Here is a 16,698-nt window from a genome sequence, read left to right on the forward strand (position 1 = left end):
CGAGCGCCAGGCGGGCTCCGGCCAAGTTAGCCACCTCCAGATGAGCGGTCTCCCCGGTGACGACCGTGTCGAACAAGATGCAGTCCCGCACCGTTCGGGCGTGAGGCCCGACCTGATCAAAGAGCGGGGTGATGGGAACGACCCCTTGGGACGGGTACCGGCCGGTCGTCGGGCGGAAGCCGCAGATCCCGCACAGCGCGGCAGGCACGCGAATCGACCCTTCGGTATCCTCCGCCACGCCCAGAGGCGCCATGCGTGCCGCGACCGCCGCCGCGGTTCCCCCGGTGCTCCCTCCGGGGATTCGAGTCGTATCGTAGGGATTGCGCACTGCCCCGAACGCGAGATTGTTGCTCGTCCAGCCGAACGAGAGCTCGTGAATGCTGGTCTTTCCGAGCACGATGGCACCGGCCTCGACGAGCGTTCGAACGATAGGGGCGTCTTCTCTGGGTCGAAAGTTCCTGAGCGCTGACGTTCCCGCGGTGGTGGGAAAGTCCTTCGTGTTCACGCTGTCCTTGATGGGAATCGGAAGGCCATGGAGCGGTCCGAGCACGGCTCCCGAATCACGCTTGCGGTCGGCCGCACGTGCCGCTTCGAGGACGTGCCCCGGCTCGAGCGTGATGAAGGCGTTGAGATGCTGACCCGCCTCGCACCGCTGGAGAAGGGCGGAAGCGTAATCCTCGGCGCGAAGCTCTCCCTCCCGCATCGCCTTCACGGCTTCGGTCGCGGAGAGCTCGGTGAGATTCAGGTCACGGCGCCGGCAGGCGCTCGCCGCCGCCAAAGCCGCGCTTCCAAGGAGAAAATCACGGCGGGAGATGTCGTTAGAGTTATTCATCAGATTCATGACTTGGCTCCTCAGAAGCGGGGTGATCCCAACATCGGTCGCGAGGGATTCGGCGCCGCGATCAGGTCGGAACTTCCTCGAGAGAGTACTTCCCTGTTGCCCGCGAGGCAATCGGCTGCGCGCTCGACACCCTCGAAAGCGTTGACATGTCTTGCAGAAAGCGTGTACATTCCGAATGGGAGATCCTTAGACTCGGGTTTGTTTGCGCTGTCGGTGTCAGGTCCCCCCGTGACCGATACTCGCCGATAGGCAAGACGTCGTGGTTTGGGGCGTCTTGGGATGGAAAAGCTAACCGGCAACGGAGGGTGTGTGTCTAGCCGGGTGCGGTCTGCTTTCCCCACTCGAAATCGGTAGGTCACGGGGAATCGTATGAATCAGCGACGATATCGCCTTTACGGCGGGACCCTTCTGATCTTTGGCGCCCTGGTTCATCAACCGCGCGGTGCCGTGGAAGCACAGAGCCGTTCCGGCTACGTGAGACTCGTGCGAGAGCTCGACGTGCCTGCCGCGTCGGGTCCGGAGCGGGTACACATCGACGTCGAGGGCCTGGATCCTCTCAACACGGCGATCGACCGCAGGGGAGATCGCCTCTTGGCTCTTAACGGAACCAGGCGGCAGTGGCTCGGTGTGGCGATGCGCCCGGACGGCTCGCTCGACACCGGCGCCATCCAACGCTTCGACGCCAGCGCTCTGAACGTGGAGACCCCAAGAGGGCTCACGGTCGATCCGGAGAGTGGGGATGTCTATGTACTCGACGGCACCCGGCCCCGTATCGTACATCTCGACGTTCCGGAGGATGGGAGCCTCGAGGCGGCCTTCGTGTCGGAAATCTGGCTGGGAGGCCGTGTCGGCGATCTGCAGGGGCTGGCCTTCGACCCCGCGAACGGGCATCTTCATTCATTCAATGCTGCCGAACGGCGGCTGTACGAGATCGGACCGACCGGGGCGGTTCTCGCTTATCGGGACCTCTCTTCGCTCGGCGTGATCGAGACTCGAAGTCTGGCATTTGCCCCGAGCGGCGACTCGACCGACGACCCATCGCAGATGTCGCTGTACCTTTCCGGAGCCCTGACGAGAAAAGGAGGAAATACAGTTCTCGAGCTGTCTTTCGTCGAGCTCCCACCTCCTCCTCCCGTGAACGACCTCGGCACGCTGGTGCGGACGATCAACACCTCGGGTTTCTCACCGCCAAGCCCGGACCCCTCCGGCATCGCCTACCTCGGCTCGACGGGAAGACTCCTGATGAGCGACGGGGAAGTCGATGAGATGCCGATCTACCAGGGCGCGAACGCGTTCGATTTTACGCTCCAGGGAAACCTCGTCAACACTTTCACTACCCTTCCCTACTCGGACGAGCCGGCGGGGCTCGCCTTCAATCCCAATAACCTCCACCTCTATTTCAGCGACGATACGTCGCCGAGAGTTTACGAGCTGAACCCGGGTACAGACACGCTCTATGGAACGGCAGATGATAGCGTCACTTCTTTTCGAACTCCTCCTTTTGGGAGTTCCGATCCCGAGGGCGTCGCCTACGACTCGGTTACCGGCGCGCTCTTCATCGCGGATGGAGTGAACAGCGAGGTGTACCGCGTGGCTCCGGGCGCCAACGGGATCTTCGACGGAGTTCCTCCCACCGGTGACGACCAGGTAACCAGCTTCGATACGGCCATCTTCGGCGTAACCGATCCCGAGGGGATCGAGTACGATCTCCTCAACGACGCGCTCTACGTCGTGGGCAGACCGCCAACCGCCGTGGCGCACGTGACCACCGGTGGGACTCTGCTAAGGATCATCGACATCTCGGCCGCGAACGCGCGCAAGCCCGCCGGGTTGGCCCTCGGGCCCGGCAGTGTGGACTCGCTGGCGACGAGCCTGTACATCGCCGATCGGGGAGTCGACAATGATACGAATCCACAGGAGAACGACGGGAAGGTGTACGAGCTATCCTTTCCGCCGTTCTCGCGCAACGAAGCACCCATCGTCTGGGCCGGTCCAAACCAGCAGGTCACGTTGCCGTTCAACGCGATCCTCGACGCGATCGTCGCCGATGATGGCCTACCCGGCCCCCCCGCGCTGACGACGTCCTGGAGTCAGCAGAGTGGTCCCGGGGTGGTGCAGTTCGTCGACCCCTCCGCCGCGGATACGAGCGTGCGGTTCCTTCTTGCAGGAACCTACGTCCTCCGGCTCACGGCGGACGACGGCGAGTTAACGGCAAGCGACGACGTGGTAATTACCGTGACCGGGACGGGCATCACCCTGGCGGCGCAAGTGGCTGTGGATCAGAGCTCGGACGACGCCGAGGAGAATCCTGGCGGGAACGTAACGCTCGGCAGCAGCGACCTCGATATGGGCGCAGAGGGTGATGACGCTGTTGGAATCCGGTTCCAGGGGTTGGCCGTTCCTCCCGGCGCCAAGATCGCGGGAGCATTCGTCCAGTTTCGGACGGATGAGACGGGCTCCGAACCGTCGTCGCTCCTCATCGAAGGCGTGAACGCCTCCAATACTCCGACCTTTTCATCGTCCACCGGCAACGTTTCGACGAGACCCCGCACCAGCGCGGAGGTCGGCTGGTCTCCACCTACCTGGACGACGATTGGAAGCACCACCGTCGCGCAGCGCACTCCGGACATCTCCCCAATCGTTCAGGAGATCGTCAATCGTTCCGGCTGGTCGAACGGAAACGCCCTCGCGCTGATCGTTACCGGTTCGGGAACCCGTGTGGCTACGTCCTATGATGGCGACCCTGACGGAGCACCCCTGCTTCGCGTGGACTACCTTCTTCCTGATCTCGTTCTAACGAACGGAACGGTGAACGACAACCGCTACTACGTGGCTTGCAATTCCATCACCGCGGGCCCAAGTTTCACGCTCCTGGCGCCGGCGTCGGTTTTGCTTCGGGCGGGCAACATCGTCGTTCTTCGGAACGGTTTTTCCGTCGGATCGGGAGCGAGCATCTCGATTCAGCTGGATCCGAACTGCACGTTGAACTTCCCTCCGCCATGACGGTGGCATGGTCGTAACGTTCGACCGACGGCTGCCACGCTGGACCGACTCGTTATCGGACTCCTTCGCATCGAGCCGCCTCGGCTCCCTTTCTTCGATCTCCGACGAGCTGTGAGCCTGGTGGTTGGAAGCCCGGCAGGATATCGTAGGGGACACTCGAATGCTGGAGGTTTCTACCGGAATGAAGTCCCCGCTTGCCGCCATGATCTTCACTCTTTCGGTTCCTGGCCTCGCTCAAACCAAGAAAAACGAAGGCGATAAGAAGCTCCCCCTCGAGCCCACGCGCCATATCGAGTTCGTGACCGACGAGGCGACGTGGCTCTCCCTCGACGTCTCTCCCGACGGAGAGCGGCTGGTCCTCGAGATACTGGGCGATCTCTATCTCGTCCCCATCTCGGGCGGTGAAGCACGCCCACTCACGAGCGGTCTCGCGTTCGACAGCCAGCCTCGCTTTTCTCCCGACGGTGAAAAAATTGCCTTTCTCTCGGATCGCGACGGAGCGGAAAACGTCTGGATCATGAGATCGGACGGGACCGAGCCCAAGAAGCTCTCCCAAGACGAGGACGCCGAGTTCGCCTCGCCGAGCTGGTCGGCGGACGGAAACTACGTCATTGCTTCTCGCACCAACTGGGGACAGGCGACGTACGAGCTCTGGATGTATCACCTGGCGGGAGGTGCGGGGGTTCAGATCACGAAGGCGAAACCCGAGCCGAAGACGCCGAGAAACCAGAGGCACAACGCGCTGGGCGCGGTCGCCTCTCCCGACGGTCGCTACCTGTATTACGGCCGAAGGCAGGGAGGCTTTCAGTACAACGCCACGTTCCCCCTCTGGCAAATCGCGCGGCGCGATCTGTCCACGGGGGTCGAGGATATCCTGACGCAGGCCCAGGGAAGCGGCGTGAGGCCCGTGCTCTCTCCCGACGGCAAGAAGCTCGTCTATGGAACGCGCTTCGACGGCGAGACCGGGCTCAGGATTCGCGATCTCGAAGGCGGTGAAGACCGCTGGCTCATCTATCCGGTTCAGCGCGACGACCAGGAGTCGGCCTTCACCCGGGATCTCCTCCCCGGCTACGCGTTTACTCCCGACGGCGCCGCTCTCGTCCTCAGCTACGGGGGTCGCATCCATCGCGTGGACATTCGAACGGGGCGTTCGACGCCCGTTCCCTTCACCGCCAAAGTCGCCCAGGACCTCGGGCCGCGGCTCCATTTCCCTCGTCGCGTCGAAGAGGGCCCCCTGCGGGCCCGGCTGATTCAGGACCCGTCACTTTCCCCTGATGGATCGCGGCTCGCATTTTCCTCTCTCACGCGCGTTTACGTCATGGAGCTTCCCTCGGGAACGCCGCGAGCCATCTCGGAAGAGAGCGCACTCGCTTTTCAACCCGCGTGGGCCCCAGACGGCTCGACGATCGCCTATGTGACCTGGTCCGGCGGAGAAGGGCACATATGGAGAGTTAGCGCCGACGGAGGCCCTCCCCAGAGGCTCACGACGTCGCCGGCGTTCTACTCCGATCCCGTCTTCTCACCGGGGGGAGACCGAATCGTCGCCCTTCGGGCGAGCGCCTACGACCGCTTTTCGCGCCCGGTGGACTTCGATACACCACCGGGGATGGATCTGGTGTGGCTGCCCTCGACCGGCGGCGAGACGAGTCTCATACTTCCCGCCCGCGGACTGGGAAAGCCGCATTTCACCCACGATCCCGACCGCGTCTTTCTCTACCTTTCCACGAACCCCTTCACCTCCGGTGAGCACGGGCTGATTTCGATTCGTTTCGACGGGACCGATCGTCGTGAGCACCTCAAAGTTACCGGTCCCGGTATCTACTTCGCCGAGGAGCCCGTCGGAGCCGACGACGCCCGCATGAGCCCCGACGGACGATGGGCGCTGGTGGATGTCGGCAACCAGCTACATCTCGTCGCCGTCACTCAGGTAGGTGGCGAGGCCCTGGCGGTCGATATCACGAAGCCTAACGTTCCCGAGAGAAAGCTGACCGACGTGGGCGCCGACTACTTCGCGTGGGCCGATGATGGGAAGACGATCACCTGGGCCATCGGCTCCAGCTTTTTCACCCGGCCTCTCGAGAGCGTGAGCTTCACGCCCGCCGAGGAGGAGGCTCCCTTCGTCCCCGCCGAGGCGGAGGCTCGTGTCGAGAGGATAGACGTCGTCATCGAGCGGGAACGATCGGCGCCCAGCGGGACCGTGGTCCTTCGCGGCGCCCGCGTGATCACCATGCGGGAGGATGAGGTGCTCGAGAACGCCGACATCGTCGTCTCGGAAAACCGCATCGTCTCCGTTGGTCCTCGCCGCGATCCGCCTGAAGGGGCGCAGGTCGTCGACGTCAGCGGAGCGACCATCGTTCCCGGCTTCGTCGACACCCATGCGCACTGGTTCGAGATTCGTCGGGGCGTTCTCGACGTTCAGAACTGGAGTTTTCTCGCCAACCTTGCCTACGGGGTCACGGCCGGCCTCGACGTCCAGACAGGGACCAACGACATGTTCGCCTATCAAGATCTCGTGGACGCTGGCGTTATTCTCGGACCGAGGGCCTACTCGACCGGGCCCGGAATCTTCTCCGACAACCGTTTCGAGAAGCTCGAGCAAGCTCGGAGCGTTCTCAGCCGCTACCGAGATTACTACCGAACGCGGAACCTCAAGTCCTACATCGTGGGGAACCGGCGCCAGCGCCAGCTCGTTGTCCAGGCGGCGAAAGAGCTGGAGATGATGCCTACTACCGAAGGGGCCCTCGATCTCAAGCTCGACATCACCCACGCGCTCGACGGGTTCAGCGGCAACGAGCACAGCCTTCCCATCGTGCCTCTGTACAAGGACGTCGTCGAGCTCTTTGCCCAGGCCGGAATCGGCTATACGCCCACGCTCCTCGTGGCATACGGGGGTCCCTGGGCGGAGAACTACTACTACACGTCTCTCGACGTGCACGGTGACGAGAAGCTCCATCGATTTCTTCCCCACAACCTGATCGACGACCACACCCAGAGGCGGCCCTGGTTTCGAAAGGAAGAACACATCTTCCCGAGAATTGCGGAGTCGGCGGCGAAGATCATCCGCGCCGGGGGTCGGGTTGGAGTGGGAAGCCACGGGCAACTCCAGGGTCTCGGGTATCACTGGGAGCTCTGGTCGCTCTCGAGCGGAGGGCTCTCCCCTCTCGAAACTCTCAGGGCGGCGACGCTGCACGGCGCCGAGATCATCGGGCTCGCCGACGACATCGGAAGCATCGAGCCGGGCAAGCTCGCCGATCTCGTTGTGCTCGACAAGAGTCCACTCGAAGACATCCGCAACTCGAACAGCGTTCGCCTGGTCATGAAGAACGGAGAGCTCTTCGAAGGCGCAACCCTCGACCGAATCTGGCCGACACCGAAGAAGCTCGACCCTCTGTGGTGGTGGGACGAAGCGCCCACTCACCCGACTCGGCCAGGCGGTGAGCTCTAACTGCCGAAGGGATCCCAGACGAACACGTGGTCTAACCGGATCTTGTAGATGCGGCGGACTTCACCCGGATAGCGCATGCTCTGAGGGTAGGTGTCGCGGTTGAGATAGCGGAGCGCTAGCTTGTCGAGGTGCTCGCCGGCCCCTCGCTCGATGACGTCCACAACCTCCCCGCGGACTGCGAGAAACCGGTTGACGTTATCAGGGTCGTTGATCTCGACTGCCACGTGACGGCGCTTCTCCATGTTGAGGTCTTTCTGCCGTCCCTTGACGGAGTTGATCAGGAGATACTCGCCATCGTAGTCGACCCAGACGGATGTCACGTGCGGCTTGCCGTCGGCCATCAGGCTCGCCAGATGCCCGATGGACTTTTTTTGAAACAGATCCATGAACCCGGCCGGGATCGCGCCCACGGGGGGCTGCTCGTCCCGCCAGCGGTCGTAGCTTCGAACGAACCCGGGATCGCCCTGCTGGATTCGTCGGTAGCTCACCCGCTGACTTCGAGTCATGAGCCGGTAAGCGAACGGGACCGCCGGCAGCGCCATTTCAGCTTCCACGTTCTCGAGCCAGGTCAAGCTGTTGTACGCTGCCGCCTGGAACTTCTCGACCACGGGTTGTCGAACCCGCTGGAAGTGAGAAAGGGCGTCTTCGACTCGCCGATGCTCTCGAAATAAGGGGGCGAAAGCGACGGCGTCCTCGAGGGCCAGCTTGGTTCCGGAACCGATGGAAAAATGCGCGGTGTGGAGGGCGTCGCCGAGGAGGACGATGTTCTTGTGGCTCCACCGCTTGTTCTGGATCAGCGGAAAATTGAGCCACCGGACGAAATTGTTGGAAAGGAGCGGCTGCCCATCGAGCTCTTTCCGCCAAACGGCCGCCAGGTAGGCACAGGTCTCGTCGTCCGACATGGTGGAGAATCCCGCCCTCGACCAGGTCTCGGGAGAACACTCCACGATGAAGGTGCTCGTCGTCTTGCTGAATCGGTACGCATGGGCGATGAACAAGCCCGCCTCGTTCTCCCGGAAGAGCATGTTCAGTCCATCGAAGACCTTGTTCGTTCCCAGCCAGATGTACCGGTTCTGGCGCAAGTCCACCGAGGGGCAGAAGAACTCTGAGTAGGTCTGACGGACGAGGCTATTGGCACCGTCGGCGCCGACGAGAAGGTCACAGTCGGCAAGCTCCGCGATCCGCTCGGGAGTCGTGACGTTCGTGTGAAATTTCAGCTCCACTCCCAGCCGGCGGCAGTGATGGTGAAGTATGTTCAAGAACGTCAGGCGCGCGATTCCCGAGAACCGGTTCCCAGAAACGAGAATCGTCTCGTCCCCGAAGCCCACGACCACGTTGTCCCAGGTCTCGCTGGCGGACTTGATGTCGGAAAGAACGGCGGGTTGGACGTCCTCGAGGAAATCGAAGGTCTCGGCGGAGAAGACGATTCCCCAGCCGAACGTATCGTTGGGACCATCGCGCTCCATGACGGTGATTTCATCGCTGGGACTGGCTTCCTTCATCAGGATGGACAAGAAGAGTCCGGCGGGCCCGCCGCCGAGGATGTTGATTTTCATGAGTTATCTCGGTCCTGAGTCCCGTTTCGTAATAGCTCGCCGTCCGACCGATTAGGCATTCTAAATCCGGACGGTGGTGACAAACCAGGGCACGTCGGCCGGGTGTCACAAGCCGCAAGAAATCGTCCAGGATTCTTCGAACGCGAGGTTGAGTCCCTTCCGTTCTACTCCGCCTCCGCAGGTCGAGAACCTCAGGCTACCGGACGTAGCCCCATTCGCGGAGCACGCGGTCGAAGTCCGACAAGGCCGTCGCCGTCTCGGCGGCGTTTGCGCTCCGATGAGTCTGCCACCAGAAGCGAAGCGCCGGTACGGTCGTCGGGCGCAGCACCGGGATCGTTTCCGACGCGAGGAGCCAGGAGTCACGGGCCGGGTCGATGGCGCTCTCAGCGATTTGGAGAGGAAGCTGATGAGGCCCAGCAAAGGCAACGACGCCCTCTCGACCTCTCACGTGAATGCGGACCGGCGCGCGCGGCGGGTTGGTCGAGACCTGGAAGAGACCCCGGTAGCCGCGAAACCGCACCGTCAAGCGAGATCCGTCGCCCGACAGCTCCGCACTTTCGATCTTCTCGAGGCCGCTGACCGTGGCCGCCGGTCCATAGTCGACGATCCGGGCCGCTTCGACGCTCACCTCGACTTCGGCTTCGGGAAGATTGGCGAGCCCGAAGACGAAGCTCTCCGCCGGTAGCCGCTCCACGAGCCACGACTCGTGCCGTCTCATCATCGCCTCGAGCTCCCCGGCCGCGCCAGTCGACAACTCGCCGTTCACCCAGAGCTCGGCCTGCCGGGAGACCGGGGCCCTGCCATCCACCTCACGCAGGCGACATCCCTCGACCCACCAGATGAGCTGACGATCGGCCTCTTTGCGAGAGTCCGAGCAGAACCCGTACGAGACCAGAGGACGCTCCGGAGGCGGTGTTCCCGTTGCGAACGCAGGAAGCACGGAGCCATCGAGCTTGGACACGATCGGGACCTTCATCAGTTTCATCAGGGTCGGGACGATGTCGAGACCGGACACGGGTTCACGGCGGCGGTCGGCATGGACATCTTTGGAGTGCACCACGATCGGAACGTCGGTCTCGAGGGAGTGGCAAGCATTCCCGTGGTTGCGGTCAAAGGGCCGAAAGGCCCCCCCCCGAATTCCCTCGGCGAACGTCAAAACCTCGCCTTCGATCTTCATGCCCTCACCGAAGAGCTCGCCGTGATCGGCGGTGAGGATTTGAACCGTCTGGTCTTCGAGTCCGTGCTCCCTGATTCCCCGCTCGAGCGCCGCCAGGGCCTCGTCCGCGTGACGTACGCGGGCATCGTAGGCGCACCGACACTCGGCCAGGCCTTCCCGTCCGCCGCACGCCAGGGCGTCGTAGAGCCGGCGCGGGGTTTGGGACTGTGCGTGGGGAGTCGACACGTAGAAGACCAGCAGAACTCGCTCGTCGGCGTAGCGGCGGAAAAGATGAGGAAGCTTCTCCATGGTGTCGATCGTGCCGCTTCCCGTATCTCCCCAGCTCGAGTAACGAGAGAAAGCGGGCAAGAGGCGAAGATACGCGTTGTTGCCGAGGAAAACGGAATGATAGCCGGCAGACTCCGCGAGATGGGTCACGAACAGATTCGAACGCGCGTAGGTCGTCTCGAGCGGTGATTCGACCGGCATCGATTGCCGTCGCTTCAAGGGGTCGACCCGCATCAGATCCCTGCCGGTGAGAATCGGCAGTACCGAAGCTCGAGTATGGCAACCGGGCGAGGTGGCATTCACGTAGTGGACCCCTTCGTCGCTCAGGCGGCGCATCGCCGGCAGTTTCCCCTCGTCGTCGCGAAGGACGCTCCCGCGCAGCGCGTCGACAATCGTCAGGATCAGCCACCGCGGGCGCCGGTCGTCACCGCCCTCCGGCACGAGAATGCGCGGCTCACCGATGGCGACGGCCCCTCCGCTCGCCTCGAAACAAACCCGATCTCCTTCGAGCTCGAGCTCCGATTGACGATCGGCGCTGAGGCTCTCCGGATAAGATGCCGTTTGCGAGTGAGCGCCCACCCTCACTACGCCGGGGCGATCTCGCTCGATGGAGAACGCCTCGAAGCGAAGGCGGGCCCCCTCGGGTGTCGGTCCGTCGAGTGCCGTACACCACGACTCTCCCGAGCGAAGCACGATCGCGGCAAAATTCTCGTCGTTTCGTCGCGTCCCCTCTCCCCAGGCCAGGAGCTTCACGTGCTCCAGCCGATCGGGATCGACGTACCACGGAAGGGAGTGAAGCGACAGCCCCTCCTCGAGCTCGAGCGGACTCGCGGCCTTCGCCGCTACCAGCTTGCCTTCTCCTTCGGAGAACCGCTGGAGCAGATGATGGGTTGTACGCAGTGGGGCTAAGGCCCTGGCCTCAAAGGATACTTCGGGCTCGGGCAGGTCGATCAGTTGACTGCACGAGGCCGCGACGGCGAGCAGGAGAATGGGACTCATCGCGCGTTTCTTTCGAAGACGATGGCCCCGTAGCGCCGATGAAGGTTGTCGTCGCCTTCGACACATCGTTGTTCGAACGCCTGCACCAGGTCCGTTTCGCGATCCGTGGGATCGACCCCGGGCAGGTTCAACGTCTCTTTCTCGATTCCCTTCGGCGTGAGCTGCTCTCGGTGAAGCCGGTCACCGAGCACCAGCCCCCTCTCCTTGGCCGATTCGACCAGGCCCTCGATTTCGTCGCGCAACACCAGCTCCCGGGTTTGGGGTTCCAGCTCGAGAAGCTCCGAGATTCCGGGGTAGTCGAGGCGCTTTCCCTGGAGACCCAGGGGTCGGCCAGGCCAGAACCAGATACCCGTCTCGACGCAGACGGGTCGGGGAACGTCGTTTTCGAAGAGGGAGACTCCGTGACCGAAGCCCGTGCCGCGGGCCGGGTCGATCAAAGCGAGCACCGTCGCGGGAAGATCGTAGAGACGCACCTGCCGGCTCGTCCGAGTCTTTCTCGGAACGTTCGGACCCATCAAGAAGATGGGAACCGACTGGGAACGAAGGCTGCGAATCGTGTCTCCGTGGCCGGCGATTCCCGGCTCCTCGTAGAGATCCTCGCCGTGATCGCCGGTGATGATGACGAGCGTCTCGGGACCGACTCGATCCAGCAGCCGCTCCATGGCTCCGTCGACCGCCGTGAGGGCGGCATCGTAACGAGCGCGGATCTGGCGGATATCGTCGTCGTCGGGCTCTTTCTCGGGTTGATAAGGGGGCACGTGATAGAGGTAGCGACCTCGGTAGTTCTCGCTGTGGCGGCGATAATCGGGAAAGGGCGCGACATAGGGGAAGTGGGCCGTCGAGAAGAAGACCAGACCCGCGAAAGCCCGACCGCCGGCTCCGGCGATATGGTCGAGCACGTCCTCCGCGACCCAGTCGGGGTCGGCCAGCGACGGAACGTTCCGCCAGTACGGAAACCATCGTCGCCCGACTCGCAAACGGAGGAGCGGTAGAGACCAGGTGTGCTCAGTGAGAACCGTCGATTGCGCGAGCGTATCCACGGTCAGGTGCGGCGTATCCGTCAGCTCGAAGCCACCCTGGAAACCGGGGAAGATGTCTCCGGCGAAGTCGGAAGCGGCAAAGGTGAAGTAACCGCGATCGCGAAGCTCGGTGAAGAGCGTTGGACCGACATCTCGGCGATTCTCGAGCGTAGGAAACATGTGTCGAACCCCGTTGGCACGGGGCTCGGTTCCCGTGAGCGCCGACACCCAGGCCGGATAAGTCCTCGCGATCGGTGTAACCGCGTGTCGGAAAAGAGTGCCCTGGTCGAGGAGAGTGGCGGTGAAGGGCATGACGCTCAGGTCCTCGATCCGGTCGGACCGGAGGGAATCCGTCGCCAGGATGAGAACGTTCGTCCGGTCGCCGTTCGAACGATGCAAAGGTCCACCCACAAAGGCGAAGAGGGATCCCGCCGCGAGCGGCACGAGGAATCGCTTCCGGATGATGAGAGTGCGCGAGGCGTTCAGGATCGCGGCCGCGAGCAGGAGAAGAAGCAAGGCATCCACGATCCTCGGTCCGACCGTATGGGTTGCGATCCATTGCATGCCGGCCCACGGCCCGCCGGAAAGCCAGAACCGGTCGGCGAATAGCTGGGGATAGGTTCCCATCATGCCAAACAGAGCCAGAACGGCCACTGCGAGAGTGAAGGCCCCCGAGCACAACGACTGCCTCGAGCGAGATGCGTTCGCCACCAAGGGGTAAACGAGGCTGCCACAGAGCGCACCGACAAGGACGTGGGTCGCGAGGAGCTTCAGCTCGAGCGCGAAAACCGCTTTCTCGGTCACGGCGAGGACGCTCGCGGCGGCCTGCTCGTCCGAGACACCGGCGAAGGCGTGATCCGACAGTCCGACGAGATCCGTAAGCCAGAGCGTGACGGAAAGACTCGCTCCCGAGGCGGCGCAAACGAGGGCTCTCATGATTCCCCGCCTCGCCGGGCTTCGACCCAGATCTCGTGTAGAGCGACGCGGAACGAGTTGCCCTCCCCCTCGAGCTCGATGCGGATCCCGTCGAGGTCGGGCACGAAAGCATTCAAACGCAGGCTACGACGCGCCTCGCAGAGAACTTCGTCCATCTGGCTCCCGCTCGCGAGGGGTAGCCAGGCTCCGCTCGGATCTCGCCCCAACACCCGAGCTCGCACCACCGAGCCGTCCAAAGGTCTCACAACGAGATGGATCGCCTCGAGAGCGGTCGGCCGGTCGAGTCTCAGATCGAGTCGAACCGGCCGGCCGTCGGGTCGCACGCGCCAGCCGTTGCCGAGCCGAGGGTCGAAGATGCTATCGATCGCGTCCGCGGGCCCGGTTCCGTCGAGGTTCTCTCCCGTATGGCCCTCGATGAGCAACGGCACGCGGCTCAGCCGGGACAGGAAACGGGGAATCGGCTCGCAGGAATGCCCCGTACGCGCTCCCGCGATCATGGAGTCGAGAGCGGGAAGCGCCGCTCTGAGCTCCTCGACCGGGTCGCTTCTGAAGCTCGTACCGAAGGCATCCTCGCCGGTGAGCTCGTCGTAGAGCCAGAGGCTCGCCGCTTCGGACAGCTCGGGCTCGTCCTGCCACAGCCGGGCCAGCCGCGCGAGCGCACGCGGGTCCCGCCAGCCCTTCACGAAAGCTGCCGAAGCGAGCCGGCTCTCGCTCTCGTTGGGGGCGCCTCGGAATGCCGGTGGCTCCGTGCTTCGGAATCGCCGGAACGTCTCCCGGTTCTGAAAGTAGGAGAAGTTCTCCAGGATGTCCTTCGGCGTTTCGTACTCGAGCGTGGGCCAGGTGTCGGTAGAAACGATACTTCTGCGCGTCCTCAGAAGGACGGACATCGAGTCCAAGAACCGATCCATATCCTCGGCTTTGACTACGAGATCGCTCAGGAGCTCCAGGGGCGAGCCGGACGGCAGCTCGCGGAGATAAGGCTTCATCTCGAGTCGAGCCTGGTCGGCTCGTATGGAATCCAGATCGACTTCGAGAGGCTCGTTGCTCGCCACGACGAAAGCCTGGTGTCGATGGTTCCACAGGCTCACGTGAGGAAACACCGCTTGGACGGTGTTCACGACGAGGAACAGGTTTCTCGCAGAAAGATGATGGATGGGAAACCACTGGAGGAGGACCCCGTTTCTCCGAAGCCGGGCCTTGGCGTGCTCGTAGAACTCTCGACTGTAGATCGCACCGACGCCCGCGAACCAGATGCTCGACACTTCGACGGTGATCACGTCGTACCGATCGAAGCTCTCGAACAGAACGCTCCGCCCGTCCTCGGGCACGAGCCTCAAGTTGGCTCGATCGAGAATGTTCCCGTTCACGTCGCTGAAGTAGCGGCGGGCCCCCTCGACGATGGGTCCGCTGAGCTCGGCGCAAACGACCTCCTCGAATCCGTGGGCGGCGAGCGCCGCGAGAGTGACGCCGGTACCGAGCCCGATGGCGAAGGCGCGCTCGCGTCCCGCGGTGAACAAAGTGGGGATGTTGGCGGCACGGTGCTGGATGGGAATCTCCTCCGCGTTGTCGCCCTGGAACTTTCCGTTGGTCAAGAGCGTGCGAACTCCTCGCTCTTCGACCACGCTGGTGAGACCGCCGGTCGCGTCTTCACGCAGGTACAGAATTCGGCCCGCCGCGCTCGCGGAATCACCGAGATAGACCGCCGCCGCCATGTTCAACGCGTTGAAATCCCAGCTCACCGGAAGCGCCGGCGCCCAGAGGAGCGCGCTGACCGAGACGGCCGCGGCCAGACGCCGCCACGAAAAATCCGCGATCGCCGAGATTGCGAGTCCCCCGGTGACGAGCAGCAGAGAGCCGAGAAGCTCGAGCGACGAGAGACTGCCCAGTGCCGGAAGAAGGACATAGGGACCCGAGACAGCTCCGAGCACCGCCCCGACGGTGTTGATGGCGTAAACCTGTCCCACGCGCGCTCCAAAGTGCGACCGCCCGGCAGAAGCACAGTGAAGTGTCAGCGGAAAGGTGATGCCGAACGCGGCCGTCGGCAGAAGCATCAACCCGAGGGCAACGGCGAACCGAACGCCCTCCATCAAGGCGAAGCTCGGTGACGCCCGAGCGAACGCGAGAAAGAGCGCCGGGATTTCGTCCCAAAGCTCGAGAGTCAGCAGGACCGAGACACCGGCCACCGCGAGCGAGAGCCCGATCCAGTTGGCGGCCCGTCGTTCACGGGACGCGAGTCGTCGCGCGAGCAAGGATCCGATGGCGAGCCCCAGCAGGAGCGAGCCAAGCATGAGACCGAATGCGTACACCGAATTTCCGAGGAGAATGGCAAGTAGATGCGTCCAGACGATCTCGAGAGCGAAGGATAGAAAGCCGCTGGCAAAAGCCGCGAAAAGCAGCACCCGAATCGAAATATGGCCGCGATGGCGCGCCGCGAGGACGGCAACGAGCGCCGCCACGAGTGTTATGGCGATCCGGGGTCCGTGGCGATAGAAGAGGGCGAGTGTCCATCCCACCAGGTCGATTCGTTCCCAGAAGACGTCGATGAGACCGAGCGCGATGAGAACGGCGACGAACGGGGCAACCCGAAGGGGTCGGGAGGTTCGCCGAAGCGTCGCCGACTCCACGTTTCGCTCGTTCACGCTCACGGTCTCCGGAGGACCGGGTCGGGGGACGGGCTTCGAGCGTCGAAACGCCGCCACGGCGATGGAGAAATTGATGACGGTGGCGAGAACCATGCTTCCGACGAGGCCGAGATTGGGGACGAGCAGGTACGCCGTGGTGAGGGCGCCGAGCGATGCCCCCAGCGTGTTCCATCCGTAGAGCCGGGCGAGCCAGGTCCCGGAGTCCTCTCGAGCGGAGGCCACCGCGCGGGCGAATGCCGGCGTGGTAATGCCCATGAAGAACGTAGGAACGAGGAAGGCGCTCACCCCCAGAGTGAAGCGCACGGCGTTTCGCGCGGCAAACGAGCCTTCTCCGATGGCGGGCATCAGCGCGAGGTACAGCTCGGTCAGGTAGGGAAAGAAAACGGGAAAGCAAAGGCAATACAGGCCAATGGCTCCCTCGGCCACGGCGTAGACGCGAAGCGGGTGCTCGGTCCGATCGGCCCATCGACCCCCGAACGCGGCACCGAGCGACATGCCGAGCATGAAGGCGACCAGGAGGGCGCTGATCGCGTAGGCGGTGGCACCAACGATGAGCTGGGCGTAGCGGCTCAGAACGACCTGATAAGCGAGGGCGCTGAACCCCGAGCCAACGAAAAACAGGGCGAGGAGCCGAACACTCGGATTTGAATCGCGCACCGACAAGGATGGAGACGGAATGGTTACTCAAACTATACCACGTCGGGATGGGCCCGGTCAGCCCGGGCTGACGGCGGGCGACGCGTCGGGATTGATCTCGGAATGCGATCCTGGCAGGCTTACCCGGATCTGTCATGGGCGTCTACATTGCGCTTC

General features: G+C 63.4%; 7 protein-coding genes. 2 read left to right on the top strand and 5 right to left on the bottom strand.

Translation table 11 applies throughout. The features are described 5' to 3' along the window. Positions 1–841 (bottom strand): amidase family protein (locus tag VEK15_02350; GenBank protein HXV59507.1); only part of this gene is annotated, 841 nt, incomplete at its 3' end. Between the two features lie 369 nt (positions 842–1,210). Here VEK15_02350 and VEK15_02355 point away from each other — a divergent pair. Then, on the top strand, positions 1,211–3,844 hold the full coding sequence (locus tag VEK15_02355; protein HXV59508.1) for a hypothetical protein: 2,634 nt from the start codon (positions 1,211–1,213) through the stop codon (positions 3,842–3,844). Positions 3,845–4,025: 181 nt separating this feature from the next. Further along, a complete protein-coding gene (locus tag VEK15_02360; protein ID HXV59509.1) occupies positions 4,026–7,289 on the top strand; it encodes an amidohydrolase family protein in 3,264 nt (1,087 codons plus the stop codon). On the opposite strand, the gene VEK15_02365 is transcribed toward VEK15_02360, so the two are convergent. The 4 genes from VEK15_02365 to VEK15_02380 form a co-directional block, all read right to left on the bottom strand. Next, positions 7,286–8,845, bottom strand: a complete 1,560-nt coding sequence (locus VEK15_02365) for an FAD-dependent monooxygenase (protein ID HXV59510.1) — start codon at positions 8,843–8,845, stop codon at positions 7,286–7,288. The two genes, VEK15_02360 and VEK15_02365, sit on opposite strands and share 4 nt — an antisense overlap. A gap of 196 nt (positions 8,846–9,041) precedes the next feature. After that, on the bottom strand, positions 9,042–11,288 hold the full coding sequence (locus VEK15_02370) for a sulfatase-like hydrolase/transferase (GenBank protein HXV59511.1): 2,247 nt from the start codon (positions 11,286–11,288) through the stop codon (positions 9,042–9,044). Continuing rightward, positions 11,285–13,243, bottom strand: a complete 1,959-nt coding sequence (locus VEK15_02375; GenBank protein ID HXV59512.1) for a sulfatase-like hydrolase/transferase — start codon at positions 13,241–13,243, stop codon at positions 11,285–11,287. The genes VEK15_02370 and VEK15_02375 overlap by 4 nt, the downstream gene beginning before the upstream one ends. After that, positions 13,240–16,542 (bottom strand): fused MFS/spermidine synthase, encoded by a 3,303-nt coding sequence (locus VEK15_02380; protein ID HXV59513.1) that lies wholly within the window; start codon positions 16,540–16,542, stop codon positions 13,240–13,242. The genes VEK15_02375 and VEK15_02380 overlap by 4 nt, the downstream gene beginning before the upstream one ends. Between the last annotated feature and the right edge of the window lie 156 nt (positions 16,543–16,698).

Source organism: Vicinamibacteria bacterium, assembly GCA_035620555.1.
In the GTDB taxonomy this organism is placed as follows: domain Bacteria; phylum Acidobacteriota; class Vicinamibacteria; order Marinacidobacterales; family SMYC01; genus DASPGQ01.

Bases quoted from the DNA above. Each gene is read 5' to 3' on its own strand.
- VEK15_02375 (HXV59512.1), bottom strand. From the start codon at position 13,243: ATGAGAGCCCTCGTTTGCGCCGCCTCGGGAGCGAGTCTTTCCGTCACG.
- VEK15_02355 (HXV59508.1), top strand. From the start codon at position 1,211: ATGAATCAGCGACGATATCGCCTTTACGGCGGGACCCTTCTGATCTTT.
- VEK15_02370 (HXV59511.1), bottom strand. From the start codon at position 11,288: ATGAGTCCCATTCTCCTGCTCGCCGTCGCGGCCTCGTGCAGTCAACTG.
- VEK15_02365 (HXV59510.1), bottom strand. From the start codon at position 8,845: ATGAAAATCAACATCCTCGGCGGCGGGCCCGCCGGACTCTTCTTGTCC.
- VEK15_02360 (HXV59509.1), top strand. From the start codon at position 4,026: ATGAAGTCCCCGCTTGCCGCCATGATCTTCACTCTTTCGGTTCCTGGC.